Source organism: Lentzea sp. JNUCC 0626 (assembly GCF_043632865.1).
In the GTDB taxonomy this organism is placed as follows: Bacteria; Actinomycetota; Actinomycetes; order Mycobacteriales; family Pseudonocardiaceae; genus Lentzea.
The window spans coordinates 9,425,751-9,447,604 of record NZ_CP171635.1; the positions used below are offsets into that span (position 1 = coordinate 9,425,751).

General features: G+C 68.3%; 18 protein-coding genes. 12 read left to right on the forward strand and 6 right to left on the reverse strand.

Going from position 1 to position 21,854, the window contains the following annotated elements:
- Positions 1-16: 16 nt before the first annotated feature.
- The 3 genes from JNUCC0626_RS44270 to JNUCC0626_RS44280 all read left to right on the forward strand — a co-directional run bounded on the left by JNUCC0626_RS44270 (position 17) and on the right by JNUCC0626_RS44280 (position 7,861).
- Positions 17-934, forward strand: coding sequence for a LysR family transcriptional regulator (locus tag JNUCC0626_RS44270; RefSeq protein ID WP_394616588.1), 918 nt, complete (start codon positions 17-19; stop codon positions 932-934).
- Between the two features lie 270 nt (positions 935-1,204).
- Complete coding sequence (locus JNUCC0626_RS44275; protein WP_394616589.1) at positions 1,205-7,312, forward strand: PA14 domain-containing protein; 6,108 nt, start codon at positions 1,205-1,207, stop codon at positions 7,310-7,312.
- 6 nt (positions 7,313-7,318) lie between these two features.
- Positions 7,319-7,861, forward strand: coding sequence for a PH domain-containing protein (locus JNUCC0626_RS44280; protein WP_394616590.1), 543 nt, complete (start codon positions 7,319-7,321; stop codon positions 7,859-7,861).
- Here the strand turns inward: JNUCC0626_RS44280 and JNUCC0626_RS44285 are convergent, their stop codons facing one another.
- The 4 genes from JNUCC0626_RS44285 to JNUCC0626_RS44300 are packed head-to-tail and all read right to left on the reverse strand — an operon-like array spanning position 7,862 to position 11,359.
- Positions 7,862-8,347: a DinB family protein gene (locus tag JNUCC0626_RS44285; protein ID WP_394616591.1), complete on the reverse strand. Its 486-nt coding sequence runs from the start codon at positions 8,345-8,347 to the stop codon at positions 7,862-7,864.
- Positions 8,348-8,364: 17 nt separating this feature from the next.
- The gene (locus tag JNUCC0626_RS44290) at positions 8,365-9,624 is read right to left on the reverse strand and encodes a glycosyltransferase family 39 protein (protein WP_394622240.1); all 1,260 of its coding nucleotides are present in this window, start codon (positions 9,622-9,624) and stop codon (positions 8,365-8,367) included.
- Positions 9,534-9,743, reverse strand: a complete 210-nt coding sequence (locus JNUCC0626_RS44295) for a hypothetical protein (protein WP_394616592.1) — start codon at positions 9,741-9,743, stop codon at positions 9,534-9,536. Before JNUCC0626_RS44295 ends, JNUCC0626_RS44290 begins: the two co-directional genes overlap by 91 nt.
- A 29-nt stretch (positions 9,744-9,772) precedes the next feature.
- Positions 9,773-11,359, reverse strand: a complete 1,587-nt coding sequence (locus JNUCC0626_RS44300; protein ID WP_394616593.1) for a thiamine pyrophosphate-binding protein — start codon at positions 11,357-11,359, stop codon at positions 9,773-9,775.
- A 453-nt stretch (positions 11,360-11,812) separates the two neighbouring features.
- Between JNUCC0626_RS44300 and JNUCC0626_RS44305 the strand changes: the two genes are divergently transcribed.
- The 4 genes from JNUCC0626_RS44305 to JNUCC0626_RS44320 all read left to right on the forward strand — a co-directional run bounded on the left by JNUCC0626_RS44305 (position 11,813) and on the right by JNUCC0626_RS44320 (position 14,442).
- Complete coding sequence (locus JNUCC0626_RS44305) at positions 11,813-12,169, forward strand: PLDc N-terminal domain-containing protein (protein WP_394622241.1); 357 nt, start codon at positions 11,813-11,815, stop codon at positions 12,167-12,169.
- Positions 12,170-12,225: 56 nt separating this feature from the next.
- On the forward strand, positions 12,226-12,765 hold the full coding sequence (locus tag JNUCC0626_RS44310) for a hypothetical protein (RefSeq protein WP_394616594.1): 540 nt from the start codon (positions 12,226-12,228) through the stop codon (positions 12,763-12,765).
- A 201-nt stretch (positions 12,766-12,966) separates the two neighbouring features.
- Complete coding sequence (locus JNUCC0626_RS44315) at positions 12,967-13,788, forward strand: hypothetical protein (RefSeq protein ID WP_394616595.1); 822 nt, start codon at positions 12,967-12,969, stop codon at positions 13,786-13,788.
- 42 nt (positions 13,789-13,830) lie between these two features.
- The gene (locus tag JNUCC0626_RS44320; RefSeq protein WP_285639166.1) at positions 13,831-14,442 is read left to right on the forward strand and encodes an ANTAR domain-containing response regulator; all 612 of its coding nucleotides are present in this window, start codon (positions 13,831-13,833) and stop codon (positions 14,440-14,442) included.
- Here the strand turns inward: JNUCC0626_RS44320 and JNUCC0626_RS44325 are convergent.
- Both JNUCC0626_RS44325 and JNUCC0626_RS44330 read right to left on the reverse strand, forming a co-directional pair.
- Positions 14,423-14,812, reverse strand: a complete 390-nt coding sequence (locus tag JNUCC0626_RS44325; RefSeq protein WP_394616596.1) for a hypothetical protein — start codon at positions 14,810-14,812, stop codon at positions 14,423-14,425. The genes JNUCC0626_RS44320 and JNUCC0626_RS44325 overlap by 20 nt on opposite strands.
- The gene (locus JNUCC0626_RS44330; protein ID WP_394616597.1) at positions 14,785-15,831 is read right to left on the reverse strand and encodes a hypothetical protein; all 1,047 of its coding nucleotides are present in this window, start codon (positions 15,829-15,831) and stop codon (positions 14,785-14,787) included. Before JNUCC0626_RS44330 ends, JNUCC0626_RS44325 begins: the two co-directional genes overlap by 28 nt.
- Positions 15,832-16,281: 450 nt before the next feature.
- Here JNUCC0626_RS44330 and JNUCC0626_RS44335 point away from each other — a divergent pair, with 450 nt between their 5' ends.
- The 5 genes from JNUCC0626_RS44335 (at position 16,282) to JNUCC0626_RS44355 (ending at position 21,753) form a co-directional block, all read left to right on the forward strand.
- Positions 16,282-17,511: a branched-chain amino acid ABC transporter substrate-binding protein gene (locus JNUCC0626_RS44335; RefSeq protein ID WP_394616598.1), complete on the forward strand. Its 1,230-nt coding sequence runs from the start codon at positions 16,282-16,284 to the stop codon at positions 17,509-17,511.
- A 78-nt stretch (positions 17,512-17,589) separates the two neighbouring features.
- Entirely contained in the window at positions 17,590-18,504 is a 915-nt protein-coding gene (locus JNUCC0626_RS44340; RefSeq protein ID WP_394616599.1) for a branched-chain amino acid ABC transporter permease, read from the forward strand.
- Entirely contained in the window at positions 18,501-20,225 is a 1,725-nt protein-coding gene (locus JNUCC0626_RS44345; RefSeq protein ID WP_394616600.1) for a branched-chain amino acid ABC transporter permease, read from the forward strand. Before JNUCC0626_RS44340 ends, JNUCC0626_RS44345 begins: the two co-directional genes overlap by 4 nt.
- Positions 20,222-21,040, forward strand: coding sequence for an ABC transporter ATP-binding protein (locus JNUCC0626_RS44350; RefSeq protein ID WP_394616601.1), 819 nt, complete (start codon positions 20,222-20,224; stop codon positions 21,038-21,040). Before JNUCC0626_RS44345 ends, JNUCC0626_RS44350 begins: the two co-directional genes overlap by 4 nt.
- The gene (locus JNUCC0626_RS44355) at positions 21,037-21,753 is read left to right on the forward strand and encodes an ABC transporter ATP-binding protein (RefSeq protein WP_394616602.1); all 717 of its coding nucleotides are present in this window, start codon (positions 21,037-21,039) and stop codon (positions 21,751-21,753) included. The genes JNUCC0626_RS44350 and JNUCC0626_RS44355 overlap by 4 nt, the downstream gene beginning before the upstream one ends.
- The last annotated feature ends 101 nt before the right edge of the window (positions 21,754-21,854 follow it).

Below are 21,854 nucleotides of genomic sequence, written 5' to 3' on the forward strand. Positions count from 1 at the left end.
AGCATAAGCTCGGCTGGTGCTGAATCCGGTTCATCTCCGCACGCTCGTCGAGGTGGTCAAGGCGGGGTCGTTCGCCGAGGCCGCCCGGCGGCTCGGGTACACGTCCTCGGCCGTGTCGCAGCAGATCTCGGCGTTCGAGCGGGCGGTCGGTGTGACGCTCTTCGAACGCGAGGCGCACTCGATCAGGCCCGCCAGCGCCGCGCTGCTGATCGCCGATCGCGGTGGCGAGCTGCTCGCCGCGTTCGACGGGTTCGAGCACGAGGTGAAGGCGATGGTGCAGGGCCTGCGCGGTCGCCTGCGCATCGGCACGTTCCCGACGGCCAGCGCGCGAATCGTGCCGCGGGCCCTGGCACGGCTGCAGGCGGAGCTGCCGGGAGCCGAGATCCGGCTGGACGAGGCGGAGCCGGACGACGTGCTGCCGCTCGTGCTGACCGGCGAGCTCGACCTGGCGCTGGTGTACGCGTACGACCTCGTGCCGCGGACGTGGCAGGAGGAGCTGACGGTGGTGCCGTTGCTCGACGAGGCACTGCTCGTCCTGGTGCCGGCCGAGCACCCGGCGGCGAAGAACAACGTCAAACTAGAAGATCTCAAAGACGAGAGGTGGATAGCTTCCCGCGACGGAACTTCCGGCGCCACCTGCCTCACGCGGTTGTGCGCCGCCGTGGGATTCGCGCCCAGAATTGTGTTCCGCAGCAACGACTACGAGGTGGTGCAGTCGCTCGTGGGGGCGGGCGTAGGCGTCGCGCTCGTGCCCGCACTCGGATACAAGGGCCTGTCGGGCACGCACGCGATGCCGTTGCGGCACAAGCCTTTGCGCAGGCACGTGTACGTCGTGCACCGAACGGCGAACACGAACCCGTTGCTGCGCAACGCGGTGAATGCTTTGCGGGAAGTCTGTCAGAACACCGCGGGTGAGTACCTGGGCCTTCCCTGAACTCGACTGTTCCCCTGGTTGGACAAGGTGTGATCTGACGCTCAACTGACGCCTGATCCCCCGGCTGGACCATTGAACGCTTTGACCGAATTGCGCATACTGCTGCGGTCAACGCTGGGGGTGCGTGGGCAGCGGAAGTCTTTCGCGCCCCCGTGAGCTTGGGGGATCAAACGCATGACGCGTCGCGATGCGGCGCGATCTTCCCGTGTGCGAAGAACACGGGCGATCGTTGCTGCGCTTTTGGCTTCACTGTCGTTCTCACTGGTCGAGGTGCCCGCCTTCGCGGCGGCTCCGGCCGCACCGGTCGCGATCGATCCGACCGCACTGCCCGTCCTCAAGGGAGCCGAGGTGCCGAGCGCGCCGATCGCCCCCGCCGATCCCGGAGCGGACTTCTCCTCGCTCGCGCAGAAGCGTGAGCACTTCGACGAAGAGCGGTCCAAGGTCGTCTCGCGGTCCACGTTCGTGGACGAGTACGAGAACCCCGACGGCACGCGGACCATGAAGCAGTCCACGGAGCCCCGCAACGTCAAGGACGCGCTCGGTCAGTGGCACGAGGTCGACACGACTCTGGTCGCCGACGTCCCGACCCGGCGGGTCAAGGCGCAGCGGCACCCGCTCAGCCCCTCACTCGGTGCCGCGGCCGACGACCCGGCGCTGATCACCGTCCAGTTCGACGGCCGCAAGGTCGCGCTGGCGCCTGAGCGCCCCGCGAAGAACAGCAAGGTCGAGGTCTCCGGCGACACCGCCGAGTACTCCGACGTCGCGCCGGACACGGACCTCACCTACGAGGTCACCCCGGGCTCGGTCAAGGAGACCATCAAGCTCAAGAAGGTGCCGTCTGCGAACAGGTGGCGGTTCAGCCTCAAGACCGGTGGTCTCACACCGGTCGTGACGGAACAGCAGACCGTCGAGCTCCGCGACGAGAACGGCGTGCCGAAGATCGTCATGCCGCCGATCGTCACCTGGGACTCGGCGGGTGATGGCGAGAACACGCCTCCCGCCCACACCGGCGGTACGTACACGGTCGAGAAGTCGGGCGCGGACTGGACTCTCACGGTCGCGGTGGACGACGCCTGGCTGAAGGACCCGAAGCGGGTCTACCCGGTCAGCGTCGACCCGACGTTCACCTTCGGCGTGGCCTACTCCGAGTCGTACAAGTCCGACGGGTACGCCTGCGCCAACTGCAACATCCAGTTCGGCAACGTGCTGGACAGCGGCGACAAGTACTGGCGGAGCTCGCTGCGGTTCAACTACGAGTCGCTGTACGGCAAGCGCATCGTCGGTGCGAAGCTCGACCTCGCGAACCAGCGTTCGCCGCTGGCGCCCGACAAGACCTGGCCCGCGCAGCTCTACCACGCCTCCGCGCTCAACTTCAACGGCCTCGGAGGCCACCTGGCCAGTGGCCTGGTCGGCCAGGTCGGCACGCTGACCGGCGACAGCATGGTCTCGTTCCTCCAACACGTCGCGGACATCCGGCACATGGCGACGTTCATGGTGGTCGGGCACGAGGCTCCGGGTGTCTGGAGCTACAAGTACGCCACCGCCACGCTCACCGTGGACACCGGCTCGGCGCCACCCGCGCCGTCGCTGGTCGGTCCGGCCGACCACGGCGTCCTCACGACCACGACACCGACCCTGGAGGTCAGCCCGGTCAGCGATCCGGACGGCGACCCGGTGAAGTACTGCTTCACGGTCGCGACCGGGGCGGACGCGAAGTCCGGTGTGGTGGTCGACTCCGGTTGCCTCGACAGTCCGAAGTGGACTGTTCCGGCCGGTGTGCTCCAGGACGGCGTCTCCTACACCTGGCGCGTCAAGGCGCAGAGCGGCATCACGCAGGTGCCGAGCGCGGTGTTCCACCTGAAGGTCGACCAGCGCATCGGCAACCGCGGTCCGGCGCCCGTCGACACGCTCGGCCCGATCAGCGTGAACCTGGCCAACGGCAACGTGACGACGTCCGTGTCGTCGCCGACGTTCAACGCGGTCGGTGGCAACACCGGCCTCACGATGACGTACAACTCCCAGCAGCAGGAGCAGAAGGGCCTGCGGGCCTCGTACTTCCAGGACCTGTCGCACAACGGTGAGATCAGCCCGCAGCAGCAGCCCGTGCTGGTGCGCACCGAACCGCAGGTCAACGTGGACTGGGGGGACACCTCCCCGTTCGCGCCGGCGTTGCCGAAGGACTGGTTCGTCGCGCGCTGGGAAGGCTTCTTCCAGGCCCCGGCGACCGGCACCTACCAGTTCGCCGGTGTGCACGACGACCGCCTGCGCGTGTGGGTCAACGGCAACTCGGTCTACGACCAGGGGTGCTGCAGCGACGTCAACTGGGGTGTCGCCAAGGACGTCCAGCTGTCCGCGGGCCAGCGCGTGCCGATCAAGATCGAGCTCGCCGAGGTGACCGGCGCGGCCTACCTGCGCCTGTTCACCCGCACGACCGACGGGACCACGGTGCCGCCGCAGATCGTGCCCGCGGACTGGCTGCACTCGTCCGACCTGCCTGCGTTGCCGAGGGGCTGGACGCTCTCGGCCGACCTCGACGGCAACGGCACGACGTTCACCGAAGCGAAGATCACCGACCAGAACATCGTGCTGACCGACGGCACGGGTGCCAAGCACACGTGGACCAAGAAGGCGACCGGCGGATACACCCCGCCCGACGGCGAGCTGGGCACCATCGCGCTCGACACCACGGGAAAGGTGACGCTCACCTACGGCGCCGGGACGTTCGCGTTCAACGCCGAGGGCAAGCTCGAGTCGCAGACCGCCGCCGCGGACACCCGCAAGCCGGCCGCCCTGCAGAACATCTACGACGGGTCGCCCTCGCGGCTGCGCGAAATCAAGGACCCGGTGTCCGGCCGGGCGCACCGCCTGCACTACAACCGGCCGGGTGACGACTGCTACGGCGGTGCCACGCCGCCGCCGGACGCGGAACGTCTGCCCCCGTCGCAGATGCTGTGCCGCGTCTCGTACTGGGACGGCACCCAGTCGAGGCTGTACTACCACCGCGGCAACCTGGTGCAGGTCGAGGACCCCGGTGCGGAGCTGACGCAGTTCAGCTTCACCACGAACGGCCTCCTCGACGGCCTGCGGGAGACCGTCGCGGCCGACTGGGTGTCCAAGGACCACGCCAACCGCAGCAACGACCGCGCGAACTACATCGTCCACTACTATGACCACACTGCGGCCAAACCAGTGGCACGGCAGGTCTTCCAGCCTCAGGTCGCCGCGGACGTGCAGCGCACGCAGCACATCTTCCGCTACGACCCGGCGCAGCGAACGTCCTACGTGGACGTCGTCGGGTTCTCGCCGGCGGTGGGGTACTTCACCAAGGTGGTGTACGACGACGCGTTCCGGCTGTTGTCCACGACGGACGCGACCGGCAGGGTCGTGACGTCGCAGACCTGGAGCGTGAAGGACCAGGAGCTGTCCTCGACCGACTCCGCCGGCCGCAAGACCACGAAGGTCTACGACGCCCAGGACCGGATGGTCGACAGCTACGGCCCGGCTCCGGCGTCCTGCTTCGAGGGTCAGCTGCCGACCGCCGCCTGTGTGGCGACCGTGCCGCACACGAAAACCGGCTACGACGAGGGCATCAACGGCCTCGCGCTGTCGTTCTACGACAACCGCGACCTGATCGGCGCGCCGAAGGTGTACCAGACGGGGCTGAACGCCGACGGCAGCATCGCGCGCGACTTCGGCACCGGTGGCCCCACCACCGGCATCCCCGTGGACAACTTCTCGATCCGGGCGTCCGGCGAGATCGTGTTCCCGGAGGCGGGCGACTACAAGCTGCGGCTGCTCGCCGATGACGGTGTCCGCGTGTGGGTGGAGGACCAGCTCGTCATCGACGACTGGATCGAGAGTCCGCCCAAGTGGCGCGAAGCGACCGTCAAGAGCGCGGCGGCGGGCTCGGCCAAGAAGATCCGCATCGAGTACTACGAGGGTGCCGTCACGGCGCAGTTCGAACTGCACTGGACGACTCCTGGAGGTGTTCAGCAGGTCGTTCCCGGCACGAACCTGAAGCCACGTTACGACCACGCGACCTCGACGACGACCCACGAGTCGCACGGCGTGCCGAACACGCCCGCGCAGACCAAGTACGGCGAGAACGGGCTCGACCCGGCGTACGGCCTGCCGACCAGCACGATCGCGTCGGGGCTCACGACGAAGAACGCCTACGAGGCCGTCGGTGCGGGATACCTGCGCAAGACGGGCAAGACCCTGCCCAGCGGGGCGCAGACCACCACCACGTACTACGGCGACACCGAGACGCGGGACAACCCGTGCACCCCGGAGGTCGAGGCCGTGAACCAGGGTGGCCTGGCCAAGCAGACGAACTCGACGGCACCCGCGTCCGGATCGGCCCGTGAGGACGAGCAGATCTACGACGCCTCCGGCCGTGTCGTGGCGAAGGGCACGTCGGGCGCCTGGACGTGCACGAAGTACGACGCCCGCGACCGCGTGGTCGAGGTCAAGCACCCCGGCAACGCCACTTCGGGCGAACGCGTGGTCACCACCACCTACGGAGCCGACGGCGACCCGTTGGCGACGAAGGTCAGCGACCACAACGGCACCGTCACGCACAAGATCGACCTGATCGGCCGCACGGTGGAGTACACCGACGTGCACGGCGTGCGCACCGAGCTCAAGTACGACCACGTCGGTCGCAAGACCGTGGAGAAGGTGTTCCCGCCCAACGATCCTGTGCAGGAGAAGTCCTTCGTCTACGACGACGCGGGACGCACGGTCTCCACTGCGCTCAACGGCGCGACGCTGGCGACGTCGGTCTACAACGCCGCCGGTGAGGTCCAGTCGGTCACCTACGCGAACGGCAGCTCGGCGTCCTCGATCGGCAGGGACGGTGCCGGGCGCATCACGGCGCAGACGTGGAGGACCAGCGACGGCAAGGAGATCGAGTCGACGGTCACCCGCACTCGAACGGGCACGATCGTCGACGAGTCGCTCGGCGGCGTCGACGCTCGCCTGGGGGCACCGAACTACGTCTACGACGACGCGGGCAGGCTGACTCAGGCGTGGGTGAACGGGCACCAGTACACCTACGACTTCAGCTCCGCCGCGTCGGCGGGATGCCCGGCCGGCACCTCGGCCAACGCCGGGCTGAACACCAACCGGGTCCGGCTCACCGACACGTCCGCCTCGGGCGTCAAGGAGACGGGCTACTGCTACGACGCCGCTGACCGGATCCTCGGTACCGTCGGCGCCGCGACGGTGACGAACGTCAAGTACGACGACCACGGCAACACGACCGAGTACACCGTTGCCGGCTCCACGACGCACCTGTCGTGGGACGCCGCCGACCGCAACCTCGGCGCGCGGTCCGTGGGCGCTGATCCCGCCGACGTGAGCTACCAGCGCGACGTGACCGACCGGATCGTCCGGCGCGGTGCGACGGCGGGTGACCAGCAGGCGACGGTCCTCTACGGGCACACCGACAGCGACGACTCCGCCGACCTCGCGCTCGACGTGAACAAGAAGGTGCTGACGCGGTCGATCTCCCTGCCCGGTGGGGTGCTCCTCACCATCGCGGGCGAGGAGCGCAAGTACGACCACCCGACCGTGCGCGGTGACCTCAGCCTGACCACGGACGCCGCGGGCAAGCAGGCCGGTGCGTTGCGCACGTACACGCCGTTCGGCGAGCCGCTGGCGGAAACGGGAGCGGTGGACCCGGACGCGGTGCCGGACAACGTGCCGGGCCAGATGGACCACGGCTGGCTCGGTCAGCACCAACGGCTCTACGAGCACGCCGGGGCGTTGTCCATCGTGCAGATGGGCGCCCGTCCGTACAGCCCGATCCTGGGCAGGTTCCTGTCGGTCGACCCGGTCGAGGGCGGTTCCGCCAACGACTACGACTACGTCAACGGCGACCCGATCAACGGCACCGACCTCGACGGTCGCTGGGGCTGGCCGAACTGGATGAAGAAGGTCGGCAACCACGTCAAGAACAACTGGCAGACCTATGCGACGGTCGCTGTCGCGGTCGGCTGCGTGGTGGCTTCGGCGGGTGCGTGTCTCGGCGCGGGCGTCGCGTTGTGGGGCGCCTCCCTCGTCCACGAGAAGGTCACGACCAAGCGCGTGGACTGGGCGAACGCCGGCGTGAACCTCGGGCTCACGCTGCTCGGCGGCGGTCTGGGGCGCGCGGTGGCGAGCAGTTGGCGGGCGGGCAGTGTCGTCCGCCAGACTGGTCGGCACTGGGGCAAGGCGGTCAGCACCGGCGGACGGCACTGGAAGCGCGTGCCCGCCAGGCCGCCCGTCGTGTGGCGGAAGACCTGGCAGAACTGGGGCTACAACGCCGCGGTCAACAACGTTCAGCTCGGCTGGGGTGCTGCCTGGTCAGGCTGGTGGAGCAATCGGAGGAGGTAGCAGGTGATGACTCTGCACCGGGGAAGGGCCGCGGTGGTCCTGCGGAGGAGGTTCGACACGGCGTTCGGCGTGCTCGCGTGTGCCGGGCTGCTGGCGTTCCTCACCTACGCGCTGCTGGATCCCTTCCCCGGTAAGGAGTTGGGTGGCCAGCTGGAGCTGGTCGCCGCATTGGCGCCCACGTTGTGGTTCGTGTGGATGGTGACCGCGCATCCGGTCGTGAAGGTCTACGAGTCGGGTGTGCTGGTCGTCAACTGGTTCCGCGCGTACTGGGTGCCGTGGGCCGAACTCTCGTCCGTCGAGGCGACCGACGAGGTCAACCTGGTGCTCGTCTCGGGTGAGAAGGTCGGCGTCGCCTCGGGGGCGTTCTCCATCGCCAGTTCGGTGCGCGGCAACCGCGTGCAGGACCGGATCCGGGACGCCGTCGAGGCGCACCGCCCGGATCCTGTGCCCGTCGGTGGGACAGGAGTGCGCAAGAGCCTGGACCTGTGTCCGTGGCACTTCCTCGCGCTGGTCGCGTACCTGCTGCTGATCGCCTGGCTCGGCGTGTAGCTACTCGCCGGTCTGGCCGTCCGCGAGTTCGCGGAGCAGATCGAGATGGCCCACGTGGCGCGCGGTTTCCTGCGCCACGTGGGCCAGGATCCACCGCACGGTGCGCTCGCCGTCCGCCGCCACGGTGTCGGGAGAGAGCTTCTTCACCGCCTCGGCGTGCGCCCATTCCTCGCGGTAGGCCTGGATGAGCGACGCCGGGGTGTCGTCGTCCTCGAGGTGCCACGACGGGTCCGGGTCGCCCTGCCACAGCGACGGCAGGTCGAGGCCCGCGCCGGCGATGCACAGCCAGTACCGCTCCACGGCCGTGAGGTGCTTGAGCAGCCCGAGTGCGGTCAGTCCGGGGGACGTCGCGATCGGGGCCGCCGCGGCCTGCTCGCGGGTGAGACCGTCGACCTTGAGCACGGCGGTCTTGCGCAGGAAGTCCAGGAACTCCCATGCGAGCGCGGCTTCGTCGGTGGCGAGCTTCTCGGGCCAGGTTCGGGTCACCGGGTGAGTTTGTCAGCTCAGTAGTAGTGGCGGAGCCTTGGCCAGAAGGCGTCCCACGGTTCTGTTGGTGCCGTGCACAGCTTTATCTCCACGCCGTCTTCTTCGTTCTCCACGATGTTGTGATGCCGGGCGACCACCGTGCAGTCGGCGAACGGCGGCTGGGCGAAGCCGACCAGCAGCACCTTGTCCCTGGTCACCTGCGGAGGTCCCCAGTCGTAGAACGACATGTGGCCGGAGTAGACCGGGAGGCCCCCGTAGGCCTCCACGGCGCCCGCCTGGCCGTAGTTGCGGGTGATGATCACCGGGCGGTCGTTGTCCTGCCACGCCTGCTTGACCGTGGCGGCCAGTTCCGGCCAGCCGATCTGTTCGCCCTGTTCCGGGTTGACGGCCAGGATCGGGCCCAGTGCGCTCGGCGGCAGGATCGGCAGGGAGATCAGCAGGCCCGGCACGAGGCTCAGCGCCACCAGGGTGCGACCGAGGGTTTTGGTGCGCAGCAACCACTCCTGGGCCTGGCGAGCTCCGGCAGCCGTCAGTACGAGCAGCAACGGGATCGCGTAGTAGGGCTTGCCGCCGGTGATCAGGCACAGCGCGCAGAGGATCGGGTAGGCGAGCGCGATCGACCGCAGCGTGGTGTCGCGCCAGAGGTTCCGGAAACCGTTGAGCCACACCGGGACGAGCAACGGGGACAGCATCAGGATCTGCATCGGGACGAAGAGGATGCGGTTCTCGGTGCCGTCGTCCTCGCTGATGCCCCTGGCCACGGTGAGCAACGGGAAGTCGTGCAGCGCCTGCCAGATCACGACCGGTGCGGCCAGCACGGCGCATACCGCGATCCCCGCCGCGAACCACCAGGTGCGCAGCACGGAGCGTGGGCCCACGGCGAGCAGTGCGATTCCCAACGACGTCAGCAGCATCAGCAGCAGCCACTTGTTCGCCAGCCCCACGCCCGCCGTGGCGCCGACGGCGAGCCACCACCGGCCGTCGCCGGACTTCAGCAGCCGGATCGCGAAGTAGGCGAGTAGGACCCAGATCAGGAAGTCCGGGGTGGCGGTGGCGAGCATGTGGCCCACGGCCAGGAGGAAGCTCGACGTGGCGGCGGCCGCCGCGGCGAACGTGGTGCCACCGCCCAGTTCCTTCGCGGTCAGGGCGACCACGACGGTGACGGCGAGGGCGAGCAGCGTCGCGGTCACCCGGAGGCCGACCGGTGTCTCGCCGAGCAGTTCGGTGGTGAGGCGGGTGAGGAGAGGGGTGATCGGGGGCTGATCGACGTAGCCCAGTCGAGCCGTTTGCCCGCCGCGAGGAAGTAGAGCTCGTCGCGGTGGAACCCGTAGCGACCCGACAACGCGGTCAGCACGACCGCCTGCACGATGAGCACGACCCTGAGCCCACGTCCCATGTGCGGGACGGTACCCAGGAGGCGTCTGATCAAGTAGAGGTTTTGCGGTACCAGCGCGGAGAAGTGTTGATCGGGGGCTGGAGACTCGCGTTGACGACGATCATGCTGGGGCCCTCGGCGGCGGCGAGGGCGGGCGTGAGATCGTCGAAGCCGTCGAGCGTCACGGCCGGGATGCCGAAGCTCTCGGCGAGCTTCGCGAAGTCGGGCCGGGTGAGGTCGACGCCGCTGATCGCGTGGTTCGCGACCTGCTGGTCGTAGCGGAGCATGCCGTAGCCGCCGTCGTCCACGAGCACGATGGTGAGCGGGAGGTTCTCCTGCCTCAACGTCGCCAGATCCCCGCAGGCGAACAGGAAACCGCCGTCGCCGACCACCGCGATCGTGGGGCCGTGCAGCGCCGCGCCGATGGCCGCGGGGAAGCCGAAGCCGAGGGTGCCCCAGCCGACCGGGTAGGCGAGGCCGCGCGGCTTGGTGACGTGGTGGAAGCCGCCGATCCAGTAGCCGGGGATGCACATGTCGGCGACGATCGTGGCGTCGGTGTTCTCCAACGCGCGCAACAACTTCACGGCTTCAGACGAGTCGGCTTCAGCCAGCGCGCGGACCTCCGCGTTGAGCGCGTCGACGTCGGGGTGGCCGCGGTGCTCGGACAGTGCGGCCGCCAGGGCGGTGGTGACGGTGGCGGCGTCGCCTTCGAGAGTGACGTCGGCCGGGTAGTTCTTGCTCGCCTCCGCCTTGTCGACGTTGATGGCCAGGAGGGCGGGTGGCTTCGGCTGTAACCAGTTCTGCGTCATCATGCCGTCGAAGTCGGTGCCGATCCCGATCACCAGATCGGCGTCGTCCCAGAGCTTTCCGACGGGCGGTGCGTGCACGGGACCGCGCACGACAAGAGGGCTGTCCGTCAGGCCGCGCGCGCCGTACGTCGTGATGATCGGTGCGCCCAGCTTGTCGGCCAACGTGCCGATGGCTGGTCCTGCACCGGAACGGGCCGCGCCGCCGCCTGTCCAGATCAACGGCCGGGCAGACCTGGCGATCAGAGCGATGGCTTCGGTGAGGTCTACGGACGCGTGTGCGGGGGCGGACGTCGTGACGGTGTGGCTCGGGACCTCGGCGGACAGGAAGTCCGTCGGCACCCCCAGGTAGACCGGGCCGTGCGGACTCGTGAGCGCCTGCTGGACGGCCTTGTCGGCGTACGACGGGAGTTCCGCGACGGTGGGGACGTCGAACGACGCCTTGGTCACCGGCGTGAACATCGCCCGCTGGTCGCGCGTCTCGTGCAGGACGCCGCGGTACACGCCGGGCTGCCGGAGCGTGGACGGGATGTCGGTGGCGATCACCAGCACGGGGCTGCCCGACGCCCATGCCTCGCCGGTGGCGCCCAGGGTGTTGGCGGCGCCGGGACCCGTGGTCACGACCGCGACGCCGAGCCTGCCCGTCGCGCGGGCGTAGCCATCGGCGGCGTAGACGGCCGTCTGCTCGTGACGCACCCCGATCATGCGGATGCCCGGATGCCGTTGCAGCGCCTCCCAGACCGCGAGGTTGTGGACGCCCGGGAGACCGAACACCACCTCGACGTCGTGCGCGGCCAGCACTTCCAGCAAGCTCTCGGCACCCTTGGGCATGCGTCCGACGCTAAGGCGTGCTTACCGGGTGGGCAACGGATTGACAGCAGGTCTGGTGCTCAGCGTCACGTTCGCTCACGGCCTCCAGTCCACCTGGGACGGTGTGAACGTTCCGGGACGCGAAACCGCGTTCGAATCGTGGGAAACACAATTGGGGCCGCCGCTGGGAGCGTTCCCGAATTCTGGACGAACGTTCAAGTTCTTCGTCCCGCGGGCCGAAATGGTTGCGCGGATCGGCAGACACCCCGGATAGGCCTGACGGCGGAACGCGCGGCGGTAGCCCCAGGTGCGGCGCGCGCACGCTTGTGCGGTATTTCCGGGCCGTTGTGGCTTTTGTTTCGGCGGGATTCACGTGCTTGTGAATTTGTGGCTCGACGATTGACCTGTGAGCTGTGTTCACGGAGTGGCCCCCTGTGCCACGATGTGCGGCGACCGCATGACCTGGGGGTGGAGATGCTGTACTTCGGTGGGCTGTTCGGAGTGGTGATGATAGGTCTGACGATCTTCGCGGTCGTGGACGTCATCACGAGCGACGAAGGCTCAGTTCGCAATATGCCGAAGATGGTCTGGCTTCTCCTGGTCCTGCTGTTCCCGTTGGTGGGTTCGATCGCGTGGCTCGTCGCGGGCCGTCCGGTGGTGGGGACCGGAAGGGCGCGACTGGGAGCTTTCGAACGCGGTACGCCCGCTTATCCCGAGTACGACCGGCCGGGGCGGTTCGCGGCCGGCAATCCTGACGACGATGAGGAGTTCCTGCGTCGCTGCCGTGAGCGCGCGGAGGAACAACGACGCAAGGGACGCGAGAACCAGTGAGGATAGTCCTGCTGTTCTTGGTTGTTCTGCTCGCCGGTTGTGGCGGAAACGCGCAAATGGCGGCACAACCCCCCACTCAGCCGTCCACTTCGGACAAACTGGCGCCTGCCGACTTCCAGGCGCTCTGGTGGACGTGGGCCTCCCAGCCCTCCGGGAGCAACCCGGTGTCCGACACCTCCGGGCGGTACTGCATGCGCGACCAGCCCGTCGAGGTCTGGCTGCTCGCCGGGTCGCTCGGCGACGGCCCGGTCGAGCGGCAGTGCCGCGTCCCGGCCTCCAAACCCCTGCTGGCACCGGTGGTGAACCTCGCGAGCGACGTCGCCACCTGCGAGTCGTTCATGAAGGGCGCGCAGGGCGAGGTGCTGATGGACGGCTCCACGCAGGCGCTCACGCGGGTGTCCGCCACGCCGTTCACCTACGAGGCGCGCGCGGGCAACCCGTTCGAGACCCAGGCCGGCCGGATCAACTCCGTGGGCTGCGGCCTGTACGCGTGGATTCCCGCGCCGGCGTCCGGTGAGCACGAACTCGTGATCCGCGGTTCGGCGAACGGCACCGAGGTCGACGTGAAGTACAAGCTGATCGTGGGCGCGGACTAGAAAATCGGGTGCGCCGGTCCGGTACCGTGGTCAGTGGCGTCCGAGCAGACGTGAGGCTGGAGCCGCTCCCCGGCAGTGAGCGGCACGTTCCGCCGCAGTGTTCAGCAACTCCTGCTCGCAGCAAGCGAACCGACCACGTAGACGCGTGACACATGCGTCCTTGTCTTGCCGAGCCGGGCGGCGGAAACGAGGACTGCTGTCATGGCACGTCTGTCCATCACGGACCAGTTGGCCGATCTGCGGCGCACCTACACCGGCGAGAACCTGTCCCAGGCGGTCCCGGCCGTCCGCGACGGCGACTCACCCCTGCCCGCGGCCGGCACGCAAGCGCAGGCGCAGCTCGAAGCCAAGGTGCTGCTCGCGGCCTGCACCGCCGCGAGCATGCTCCAGTTGATGCCGCCCGCGAGCATCGTCCGGCCCGCCCACGCGTTCCGGACGGTGGAACCGGGGGAGATCGTCAAGCTCCACCTCCACGACAGGGCTCTCGGCCCGCTGCTGTTCGAACTGCTGCCGCGCACCGAGGGCGGCTTCGGCATGGGCGTCGCCGGTTTGGAGCACCGGCAGCACCGGCGGTCGGCCGAGCTGTCCACCGGGGACGCCGCCGTCGTGCTGGTCGGCGTCGACGAGGCCGCGTGGGATCTCGGCATGCGGTACGTGCGCTGGATGCACGAGCACCGCGGCGTCGAGTACGTCGACGGCGGTGGCACCGAGGACGAGGTCGCGGAATCGGCCACTGGGAGCGCTCTGCTGCGCCGGGTACACCTGTGGCATGAGGCCAGCTGGTTGCGAGCACTCCCGATGGGCGGCGCCTGGTTCGTCGAGTGGGCGGGCGGTCCGGCGCAGGACGAGATCGAGCGGAAGCTCGCGCACCCCGAGTTCGGGATCGCCGGTCAGACCACGTTGCGCCGCCAGGACGCGCCCGCGCAGGACGTCGAGGAGGGCATGCGGACCTATCCGTGGCCTGAGGAGTTCGTGTCTGCCGTCACGGCCGGTGACCCTGATCAGCGGCCTGACCGCCGGTAGACTGCGCTTTCGCCCGCAGGAACGATCGTCAGGAGGACCCCGGTGACCCAGCAGGCTGCCGAGGCCCAGTCCGAAGCCACGCGCAAGGCCCCTCGCGTGCTCGTCGCCGAGGACGAGGCGCTCATCCGCCTCGACCTCGTGGAGATGTTGCGCGAAGAGGGCTACGACGTGGCGGGCGAGGCCGCAGATGGTGAAGAGGCCATCAAGCTCGCGACCGAACTCAACCCCGATCTGGTGATCCTCGACGTGAAGATGCCGAAGGTCGACGGGATCGAGGCGGCGCAGCACATCGCGGGCAACCGGATCGCGCCGGTCGTGATCCTCACCGCGTTCAGCCAGCGCGACCTGGTCGAGCGCGCCCGTGACGCGGGCGCGATGGCGTACCTGGTCAAGCCGTTCGCCAAGCGGGACCTCGTGCCCGCGATCGAACTGGCGATGAGCCGGTTCAGCGAGTTGGCCGCGTTGGAGCAGGAGGTCGCCGGGCTCACCGAACGCCTGGAGACCCGCAAGACCGTGGAACGCGCCAAGGGCATCCTCATGACCAAGCAGGGTCTGAGCGAGCCGGAGGCGTTCCGGTGGGTGCAGCGCACCGCCATGGACCGCCGCACCACGATGAAGGCCGTAGCGGAGGCCGTCATCGAGAACTTCGGCTGAGTTCGAGCCACACGGAGTCCGTCTGCCGTCCCGGATCCTCGGGGCGCAGGCGGACTTCGACGTTGTGGGTGCCTCGCAGCGCGATGTTCAGCTCGTGGCGGCCACCTATGCCGCCGGGAATCGGCATGCTCGCCGCGAGAGAGGTGTCGACGTACACCTCGTAGCCCGCTATCGGCGCCACTGAGCGTGCGTGGGCCGCGTCGAGGGTGATCACCAGCGTGGCGTCGTTCGGGCCCGTAGCGGTGAACTCAGCGGTCATCACGGGCAAAACGGGCGGTGGTTCGGCGGGAGCGAGGGCCAGCTTCGTCTCCGAACGACCCGGTACCTCGAAGTAGCTCTCCACTACCTCGGCCTGTGCCGGGCCCGGCACAGGCCGAACGGCGTCAGCGCGTCCGGCCCGTCCGTCGTCAGCAGCTCGGCCGGAAGGTCTCCGGTCAGTGTCAACTCGGTGCCCTCCGTCGCGGTCCAGCCGCTCACCATCGGCCGCAACGGCACCTTCGCCGACCCGAGCTGTGCGACCGCGGCGTTCAGATCACCGCCATCGCCTAAACGCACCGTGGCCCTCAAACGTGCGGAGGGGACCCCACGCAACGGTGCGCGCGCCACGCCGATGCCCGGCGCCGCCTCCTCCGGTTCGAGCACGCGCAACGTCCCCGCCACGACCGGAACGTCGACCACCTCGTCCTCCGGGCCGCGCGATCCGGAGATGCCGACGGCGTCGATCTCCACGCGTCCCGGATAACCGGCCAGGGGCGTCACGCCGATCAGCACGCTCGCCTCCCGCCACCGCGGCACGACGGGGAGAGCCGCGATCTGGGTGCCGTCCTGCAACACCCTCACGCCGTTATCTGTCAGCACTGTTTCGAATCGATGCAGAACGCCCGCGCCGCGCGTTCCGGGGGCCACGGAGTCGTCCACCACCACGCGCACCGCATCAGCAGGAGGTATGGGTCCGAGGCGGTCGGGCGTTCCGGGCACGAGGTCGAGCACGAGCTTTCCGCGCGGTCCGGCAGCGTCCGTGACGACGACGACCCGGCCCAGTTCCGGCGACTCGTCGAGCCGCAACAACGTCCGTGCGCGCAGCACGGCGGTGTCGTTGCCGCACGGCATGTCGAGCACCAACCGGCCGTTGGACCCCGAACTCGGGTTCACGCACCCCTCGCGCGCGCTCAGGTGGTACCGGCGGGCGAAGAAGGTGTCGTCGAAGTCGTCGAGCCAGCCACCGACCGCACGCCGCCAGCCGTCGTCGTTCGGCCGTTCCTCCACCCTGACCGGCGCGGACCGCTGCCCGAACGCGTCCACGGTCCGCACCTCGGGTCGTCCGGAGCCCGCGATCTCGGGCGACGCGACCAGCTTCCCGTCGACCTCGTAGCCCGCCGCGCCGTCCACCGGAAGCCATTGGACCCGTCCGTCGCTGCTCCATCCGGAGGACGGAGGGTTCGGCCGGGCCGGTCCATCTGGAACAGAGACGTAATCCGCTGTGTACTTAGTTAAGCGAACGGCCTCTGAACTGGGCTTCTTCGAGGCATCATCGGGGGTGCGGAGCACCAGTACCGCAGCCACGAGGACCGCGGCGGCACCGACCGCGGTGATCACTCGACGACGCGGAGTCATACGTCCACGTTATGACAGCCGTCCAAAGAGTGAACGAGAGTTACCGTCTGTGACATTCCTTAAACCAAACATAACGCCGCGTTGCGTTATGGTCACGAGCCCATTGGCTTTGATGACTGCGGTCACAGTCATCGCCTAGGTTCCGGCCATCCCTCAGGAGAGGGTGATGGAGCGGCGCGCGGAGATCTCGCGTTGCCGGGAGCAGGGATATAGGAGGGACATCACGTGCGTAAGCACTCTGTGAAGTCCGCAGCGATCGTCGGTGCCTCGCTGCTTGTTCTCGCAGCCTGTGGCTCGAACAAGACCGAGGGCGGCGGCACCAGCGGGGGCAGCTGCGACACGTCGAAGGGCACTCTGACCGTCGGTGTTGTCGCCCCGTTGTCCGGGAACCTGTCCGCTCTCGGCATCGGCATCAAGCAGTCCGCCGAGCTCGCCGTGGACGAGGCCAACAAGAAGTGCACGGTCCCGGGCTTCAAGCTCACCGTGTCGGCCCAGGACGACGAGGCCAACCCCGCCAAGGGTGCCCAGGCCGCGACGAAGCTGTCGACCGACCCGAACGTCGTGGGTGTCGTCGGCACGCTGAACTCGTCCGTGGCCCAGACGGTGCAGCCGATCCTGCGGGACAAGAAGATCCCCCAGGTGTCGCCCGCGAACACGAACCCGTCGCTGACCAGGGGCAACGACTTCCTGACGGCGCCGAAGCGTCAGTTCGACAACTACTTCCGCGTCTGCACCACCGACGACCTGCAGGGCCCGTACGCGGCCAACTACCTCGTCGAGAAGGCCGGCAAGAAGAAGATCGCCATCATCACCGACGGCAAGACCTACGGTGAGGGCCTGGCGGCCGAGCTGTCGAAGCAGGTCACCAAGAAGGGTGGCACGATCGTCGGCTCCGAGAAGGTCGGCGAGAAGGACACCGACTTCTCCGGTGTCATCTCCAAGATCAAGGCCCTCGGCCCGGAGGCCGTCTACTACGGCGGTGAGTACCCCGTCGCCGGCCCGCTGTCCAAGCAGATGAAGGACAACGGCCTCGACGTTCCGCTGATGGGCGGCGACGGCATCTACGACGGCAAGTTCATCGAGCTCGGCGGCAAGGAGGGCGACCTCGCCACCTCCGTCGGCGCCCCGACCGAATCCCTGGCCACGGCCAAGGCGTTCGTCGACGCGTACAAGGCGAAGTTCGGCAAGGAGGACTACGCCGCCTACGGTGCGTTCTCCTACGACGCCGCGAACGCGATCATCGGTGGTCTGGCCAAGACCCTCGAGGGTGGTTCCGCGTGGGACGACTCGAAGCGTGACGCGATGCTGACCAACGTCGGTGCCTACAGCGGTTCCGGTGCCACGGGTGCCATCAAGTTCGACCAGTACGGCGACAGCACCAACAAGGTCCTGACCGTCTACCAGGTCACCTCGGGCAAGTGGAAGGACGTTCAGACCGGCGAGTTCACCGGCTGATCGACTACCTAATCACTGATTGAAGCCACGGCGGGGGCGGGCGTTCTTTGCTCGCCCCCGCCGTCTACGGAGGTAGTCGTGTCAGTCCTGCTCCAACAGCTGGCCAACGGGGTCATTCAGGGTGCGTTGATCGCCCTGATCGCCCTCGGGTACACGATGGTGTACGGCATCATCCAGCTGATCAACTTCGCCCACGGCGAGGTTTTCATGGTGGCCTCGTACGGAGGCCTCGCCACGTTCACGCTTCTTCCTGACGACCTCAAGAAGTCGCCTGCCGTGGCCCTGCCGCTCATGTTCGTCGGCGGCATCGCGGTGGCGGTCCTCGTCGCCGTGGTCATGGAACGGTTCGCCTACCGCCCGCTGCGCAACGCGCCCAGGCTGGCACCGCTGATCACAGCGCTCGGCGTCTCCGTGTTCCTGCAGGAAGCCGTGCGCGTCTGGTACCCCAACGCCACGTCGAACCTGCCCTACCCGAAGGTGTTCCCGGAGGGCAACCTCACCCTCGGTTCGGTCAACATCGCGTGGACCGGCGTGCTGCTCGTCGCGCTGTCGGTCGGTCTGTCGATCATCCTGCAGACCTACATCAACAAGTCGCGGATGGGCCGGGCGATGCGGGCGACCGCGCAGGACCCCGACACCGCGAAGCTGATGGGCGTCAACCCCGACCGCGTCATCGTGCTGACGTTCATCATCGGCGCCGTGCTCGCGGGCGTCGCGGGCGTCATGTTCGGCGGCTACCTGAACAACATCAACATCGACATGGGCTTCCAGAACGGCATCTTCGCCTTCACCGCGGCAGTCCTGGGCGGCGTCGGCAGCATCCGCGGTGCGGTCATCGGTGCGTTCATCATCGGTCTGATCAAGACCCTGTCCGGTCAGTACATGCCGGGTGGCACCCAGTACGACTACGTCTGGATCTTCGTCGTGTTGATCCTCGTGCTCGTCTTCCGCCCGCAGGGTCTGTTCGGCGAGCCGGAAAGGGTGCGCGCATGAGCACGGTTGACAGTTCTGCGAAGCGCTCCGCCCTCGCACCGCTCGGCAAGCCGTTCGCGATCGCCGGTGGCGTTCTCGCCATCGTCGCCGCACTGCTGCCGTGGGTCACGTTCGGCCTCAACGACGGTAACTGGCCCGACAAGTCGACGCTGCAGTTCTTCGACGCGCCGTTCCTGGTCACCGGCTTCCGCTGGCATCTGCTGGTGCTCGGCGTGCTCGTCCTCGTCGCGACCTTCGCGCCGATTCCGTCGCGTGGCCGGGTCGTCCGGGCGCTCGGCTGGGGCGTCGCGGCCGTGTCGTTCATCAACGCCATGTACATCACGGTCAAGGGTGGTGGCCTCGGTGCCATCACGGCCCTCGACGGTGCGACCGCGTTCGGTGGTGTCGTCGGCATCGTCGCCGGTGTCCTGGTGATCCTCGCCGGCTACGGCATCGGCGTCGAACCGGTGCAGGACTGGAACATCAAGGTCTCGACCCCGGTCGCGTACCTGGTGCTGCTGGTGTCGTTCGGCGCGGTGCTCTACGCCGTGGCCGCGATGCTGACCACCGGTGGCGTCGGTGCCGCGAACCCCTACGCGGGCGCGATCTTCCTGTCCTTCCTCGGGTTCGCGGGTGGTCTGCTCGCCGCGCTGAGCGGTGTCGGGTTCGTCCGCTGGCTCTCGGCGTTGTCCGAGCAGCACCGCGTGTTCAGCGTGATCGTGCTGGCGGCGTGCGCGCTGCTGCTGCCGTTCACCGAGGCGGGCAACGAGTACTGGATGACGGTCGCGGCGAACATCGGCATCTACGCCGCCACCGCGATCGGCCTGAACATCGTCGTCGGTCTCGCGGGTCTGCTCGACCTCGGGTACGTGGCGTTCATGGGCATCGGCGCCCTCGTGGCGGCGAACTTCTCCGGTGCCGCGACGGCGCACTTCGGCATCACGCTGCCGTTCCCGGTCGCCGCGGTGATCGCGGCCATCGTGGCCGGCATCTTCGGCGCGGTCGTCGGTTCGCCGACGCTGCGGGTCCGCGGTGACTACCTCGCGATCGTGACGCTGGCGTTCGGTGAGATCTTCACCCGCTCCGCGCAGAACGACATCGGTGGCATCACCAACGGCTCCAACGCCATCCCCGGCGTTCCGGCGCTGTCGCTGTTCGGCGCGGAGTTCAACCGGTCGATCTCGATCGGCGCCGTGAAGCTCCCCGCCGGCGTCCTCTACTACATCCTCATCGTGCTGCTCGTCGCGGCGACGATGGCGGTGTTCGCGAACCTCAAGTTCAGCCGCATCGGCCGCGCTTGGATCGCGATCCGCGAGGACGAGGACGCCGCCCGCGCGATGGGCATCCGCACCGGCAAGATGAAGATCCTCGCGTTCCTCATCGGTGCCATGCTCGCGGGTCTCGCGGGCGCGGTGTTCGCGCACAAGAACGGCACCGTCTCGTACGAGTCGTTCAAGTTCCTCGAGTCGATCACCCTCCTCGCCGCGGTCATCCTCGGCGGCATGGGCTCGATCCCGGGCGCCGTGCTCGGTGCGGCACTGCTGTTCGTGCTGCCCGAGAAGCTGCGCGACTTCGAGGAGTACCGCCTCATGATCTTCGGCCTCGCGCTGATCCTGATCATGCGGTTCCGTCCGCAGGGCCTCATCCCCGACCGGCACCGCCGGGCGGAGCTCGCGAACGAGGATGTTGGTGGTGCGCCGGTTGACGAGGTGCACGTCGGGCCGAAGGAGGCGAAGGCGTGAGCACGCCAGTTCTGGAGGCGCGCGACGTCTCGATGGTCTTCGGTGGCCTCAAGGCGTTGAAGGGCGTCACCCTGACGCTCGACGAAGGCAAGATCGTCGGCCTGATCGGTCCCAACGGTGCGGGGAAGACGACGTTCTTCAACTGCCTCACGGGCCTGTACACGCCGACCACCGGCCAGGTGCTGCTCAAGGGCAACGTCCTGCCCGGTGACCCGGCGAAGGTGACGGACGCGGGCGTCGCCCGCACGTTCCAGAACATCCGCCTGTTCCCCAGCATGACCGTGCTGGAGAACGTCATGGTCGGTCGGCACGTGCGGATGAAGCAGGGCCCGCTGGCCTCGCTGTTCCACGGCCCGGCGTACCAGAAGGGCGAGCGGGCGGCACGAGAGCGTTCGCGGGAGCTGCTCTCGTTCGTCGGCTTGAACAACGTGGACGACGAGCTCTCGCGCAACCTCCCGTACGGCGACCAGCGCCGTCTGGAGATCGCGCGCGCGTTGGCGACGGACCCGGCGGTGCTGCTGCTGGACGAGCCCACGGCGGGCATGAACCCGCAGGAGACGGAAGCGACGCAGCAGCTGATCTTCCGCATCCGCGAGACGGGTGTCTCCGTCGTCGTCATCGAGCACGACATCAAGTTCATCTTCGGTCTGTGCGACTCGGTTTCCGTGCTCGTGCAGGGCGAACTGCTCGTCGAGGGCAGCCCCGAAGTCGTGCGGGCGGACCCGCGGGTGGTCGAGGCCTACCTCGGCAAGCCGCCGGAGGAAGTCCAGCACGACGTCGAGGCCGCCGCAGCTGCTGAGGAGGAGCAGGCATGACCGCGCTGCTCGAAGTCCGCAACCTCTCGGTCGCCTATGGCGCGATCGAGGCCGTCCGCGACATCTCGTTCACGGTCGAGGCCGGCCAGATCGTGTCGCTGATCGGCTCGAACGGTGCGGGCAAGACCACGACCCTGCGCACCATCTCGGGTCTGCTCCGACCGGCGGCGGGCGAGATCCTGTTCCAGGGCAAGCCGATCCACAACGACCCGGCGCACGCGATCCTCGGTGAGGGCATCGCGCACTGCCCCGAGGGCCGCCGGCTCTTCCCGCGGATGACCGTGGAGGAGAACCTGCAGCTCGGCGCCTACGTCCGCAAGGACGACGGCGTCCAGGCCGACATGGAACGCGTGTACGAGCTGTTCCCCGTCCTGGGAGAGCGCAAGCACAACAAGGCCGGTCTGTTCTCCGGTGGTGAGCAGCAGATGCTGGCCATCGGCCGCGCCATGATGTCGAAGCCCCGCCTGCTGATGCTCGACGAGCCCTCGATGGGTCTCTCGCCGATCATGACGCAGAAGATCTTCGACACCATCAAGGAACTCCAGTCGCTCGGCACCACCATTCTTCTGGTGGAGCAGAACGCGCTGGCGGCTCTGGCGCTGTCGGACCACGGGTACGTGATCGACCTCGGCAAGACCACTTTGGACGGTCCGGGGCACTCGCTCCTGGCCGACCAGCGGGTGCGCGACGCGTACCTGGGTGAGGCTCACTGAGGTTCGGTTTTCGGGGCGGGGCGGAGGGTTTCCTCCGCCCCGCTTTCGTTTGCCCGCCAGCCGTTCAGCGGGGATGCCGCTCGGATGTGAGGTGGGCGGGG

Bases quoted from the DNA above. Each gene is read 5' to 3' on its own strand.
- JNUCC0626_RS44280 (WP_394616590.1), top strand. From the start codon at position 7,319: ATGACTCTGCACCGGGGAAGGGCCGCGGTGGTCCTGCGGAGGAGGTTC.
- JNUCC0626_RS44295 (WP_394616592.1), bottom strand. From the start codon at position 9,743: ATGGGACGTGGGCTCAGGGTCGTGCTCATCGTGCAGGCGGTCGTGCTG.
- JNUCC0626_RS44300 (WP_394616593.1), bottom strand. From the start codon at position 11,359: ATGCCCAAGGGTGCCGAGAGCTTGCTGGAAGTGCTGGCCGCGCACGAC.
- JNUCC0626_RS44305 (WP_394622241.1), top strand. From the start codon at position 11,813: ATGCTGTACTTCGGTGGGCTGTTCGGAGTGGTGATGATAGGTCTGACG.
- JNUCC0626_RS44310 (WP_394616594.1), top strand. From the start codon at position 12,226: ATGGCGGCACAACCCCCCACTCAGCCGTCCACTTCGGACAAACTGGCG.
- JNUCC0626_RS44315 (WP_394616595.1), top strand. From the start codon at position 12,967: ATGGCACGTCTGTCCATCACGGACCAGTTGGCCGATCTGCGGCGCACC.
- JNUCC0626_RS44345 (WP_394616600.1), top strand. From the start codon at position 18,501: ATGAGCACGGTTGACAGTTCTGCGAAGCGCTCCGCCCTCGCACCGCTC.
- JNUCC0626_RS44355 (WP_394616602.1), top strand. From the start codon at position 21,037: ATGACCGCGCTGCTCGAAGTCCGCAACCTCTCGGTCGCCTATGGCGCG.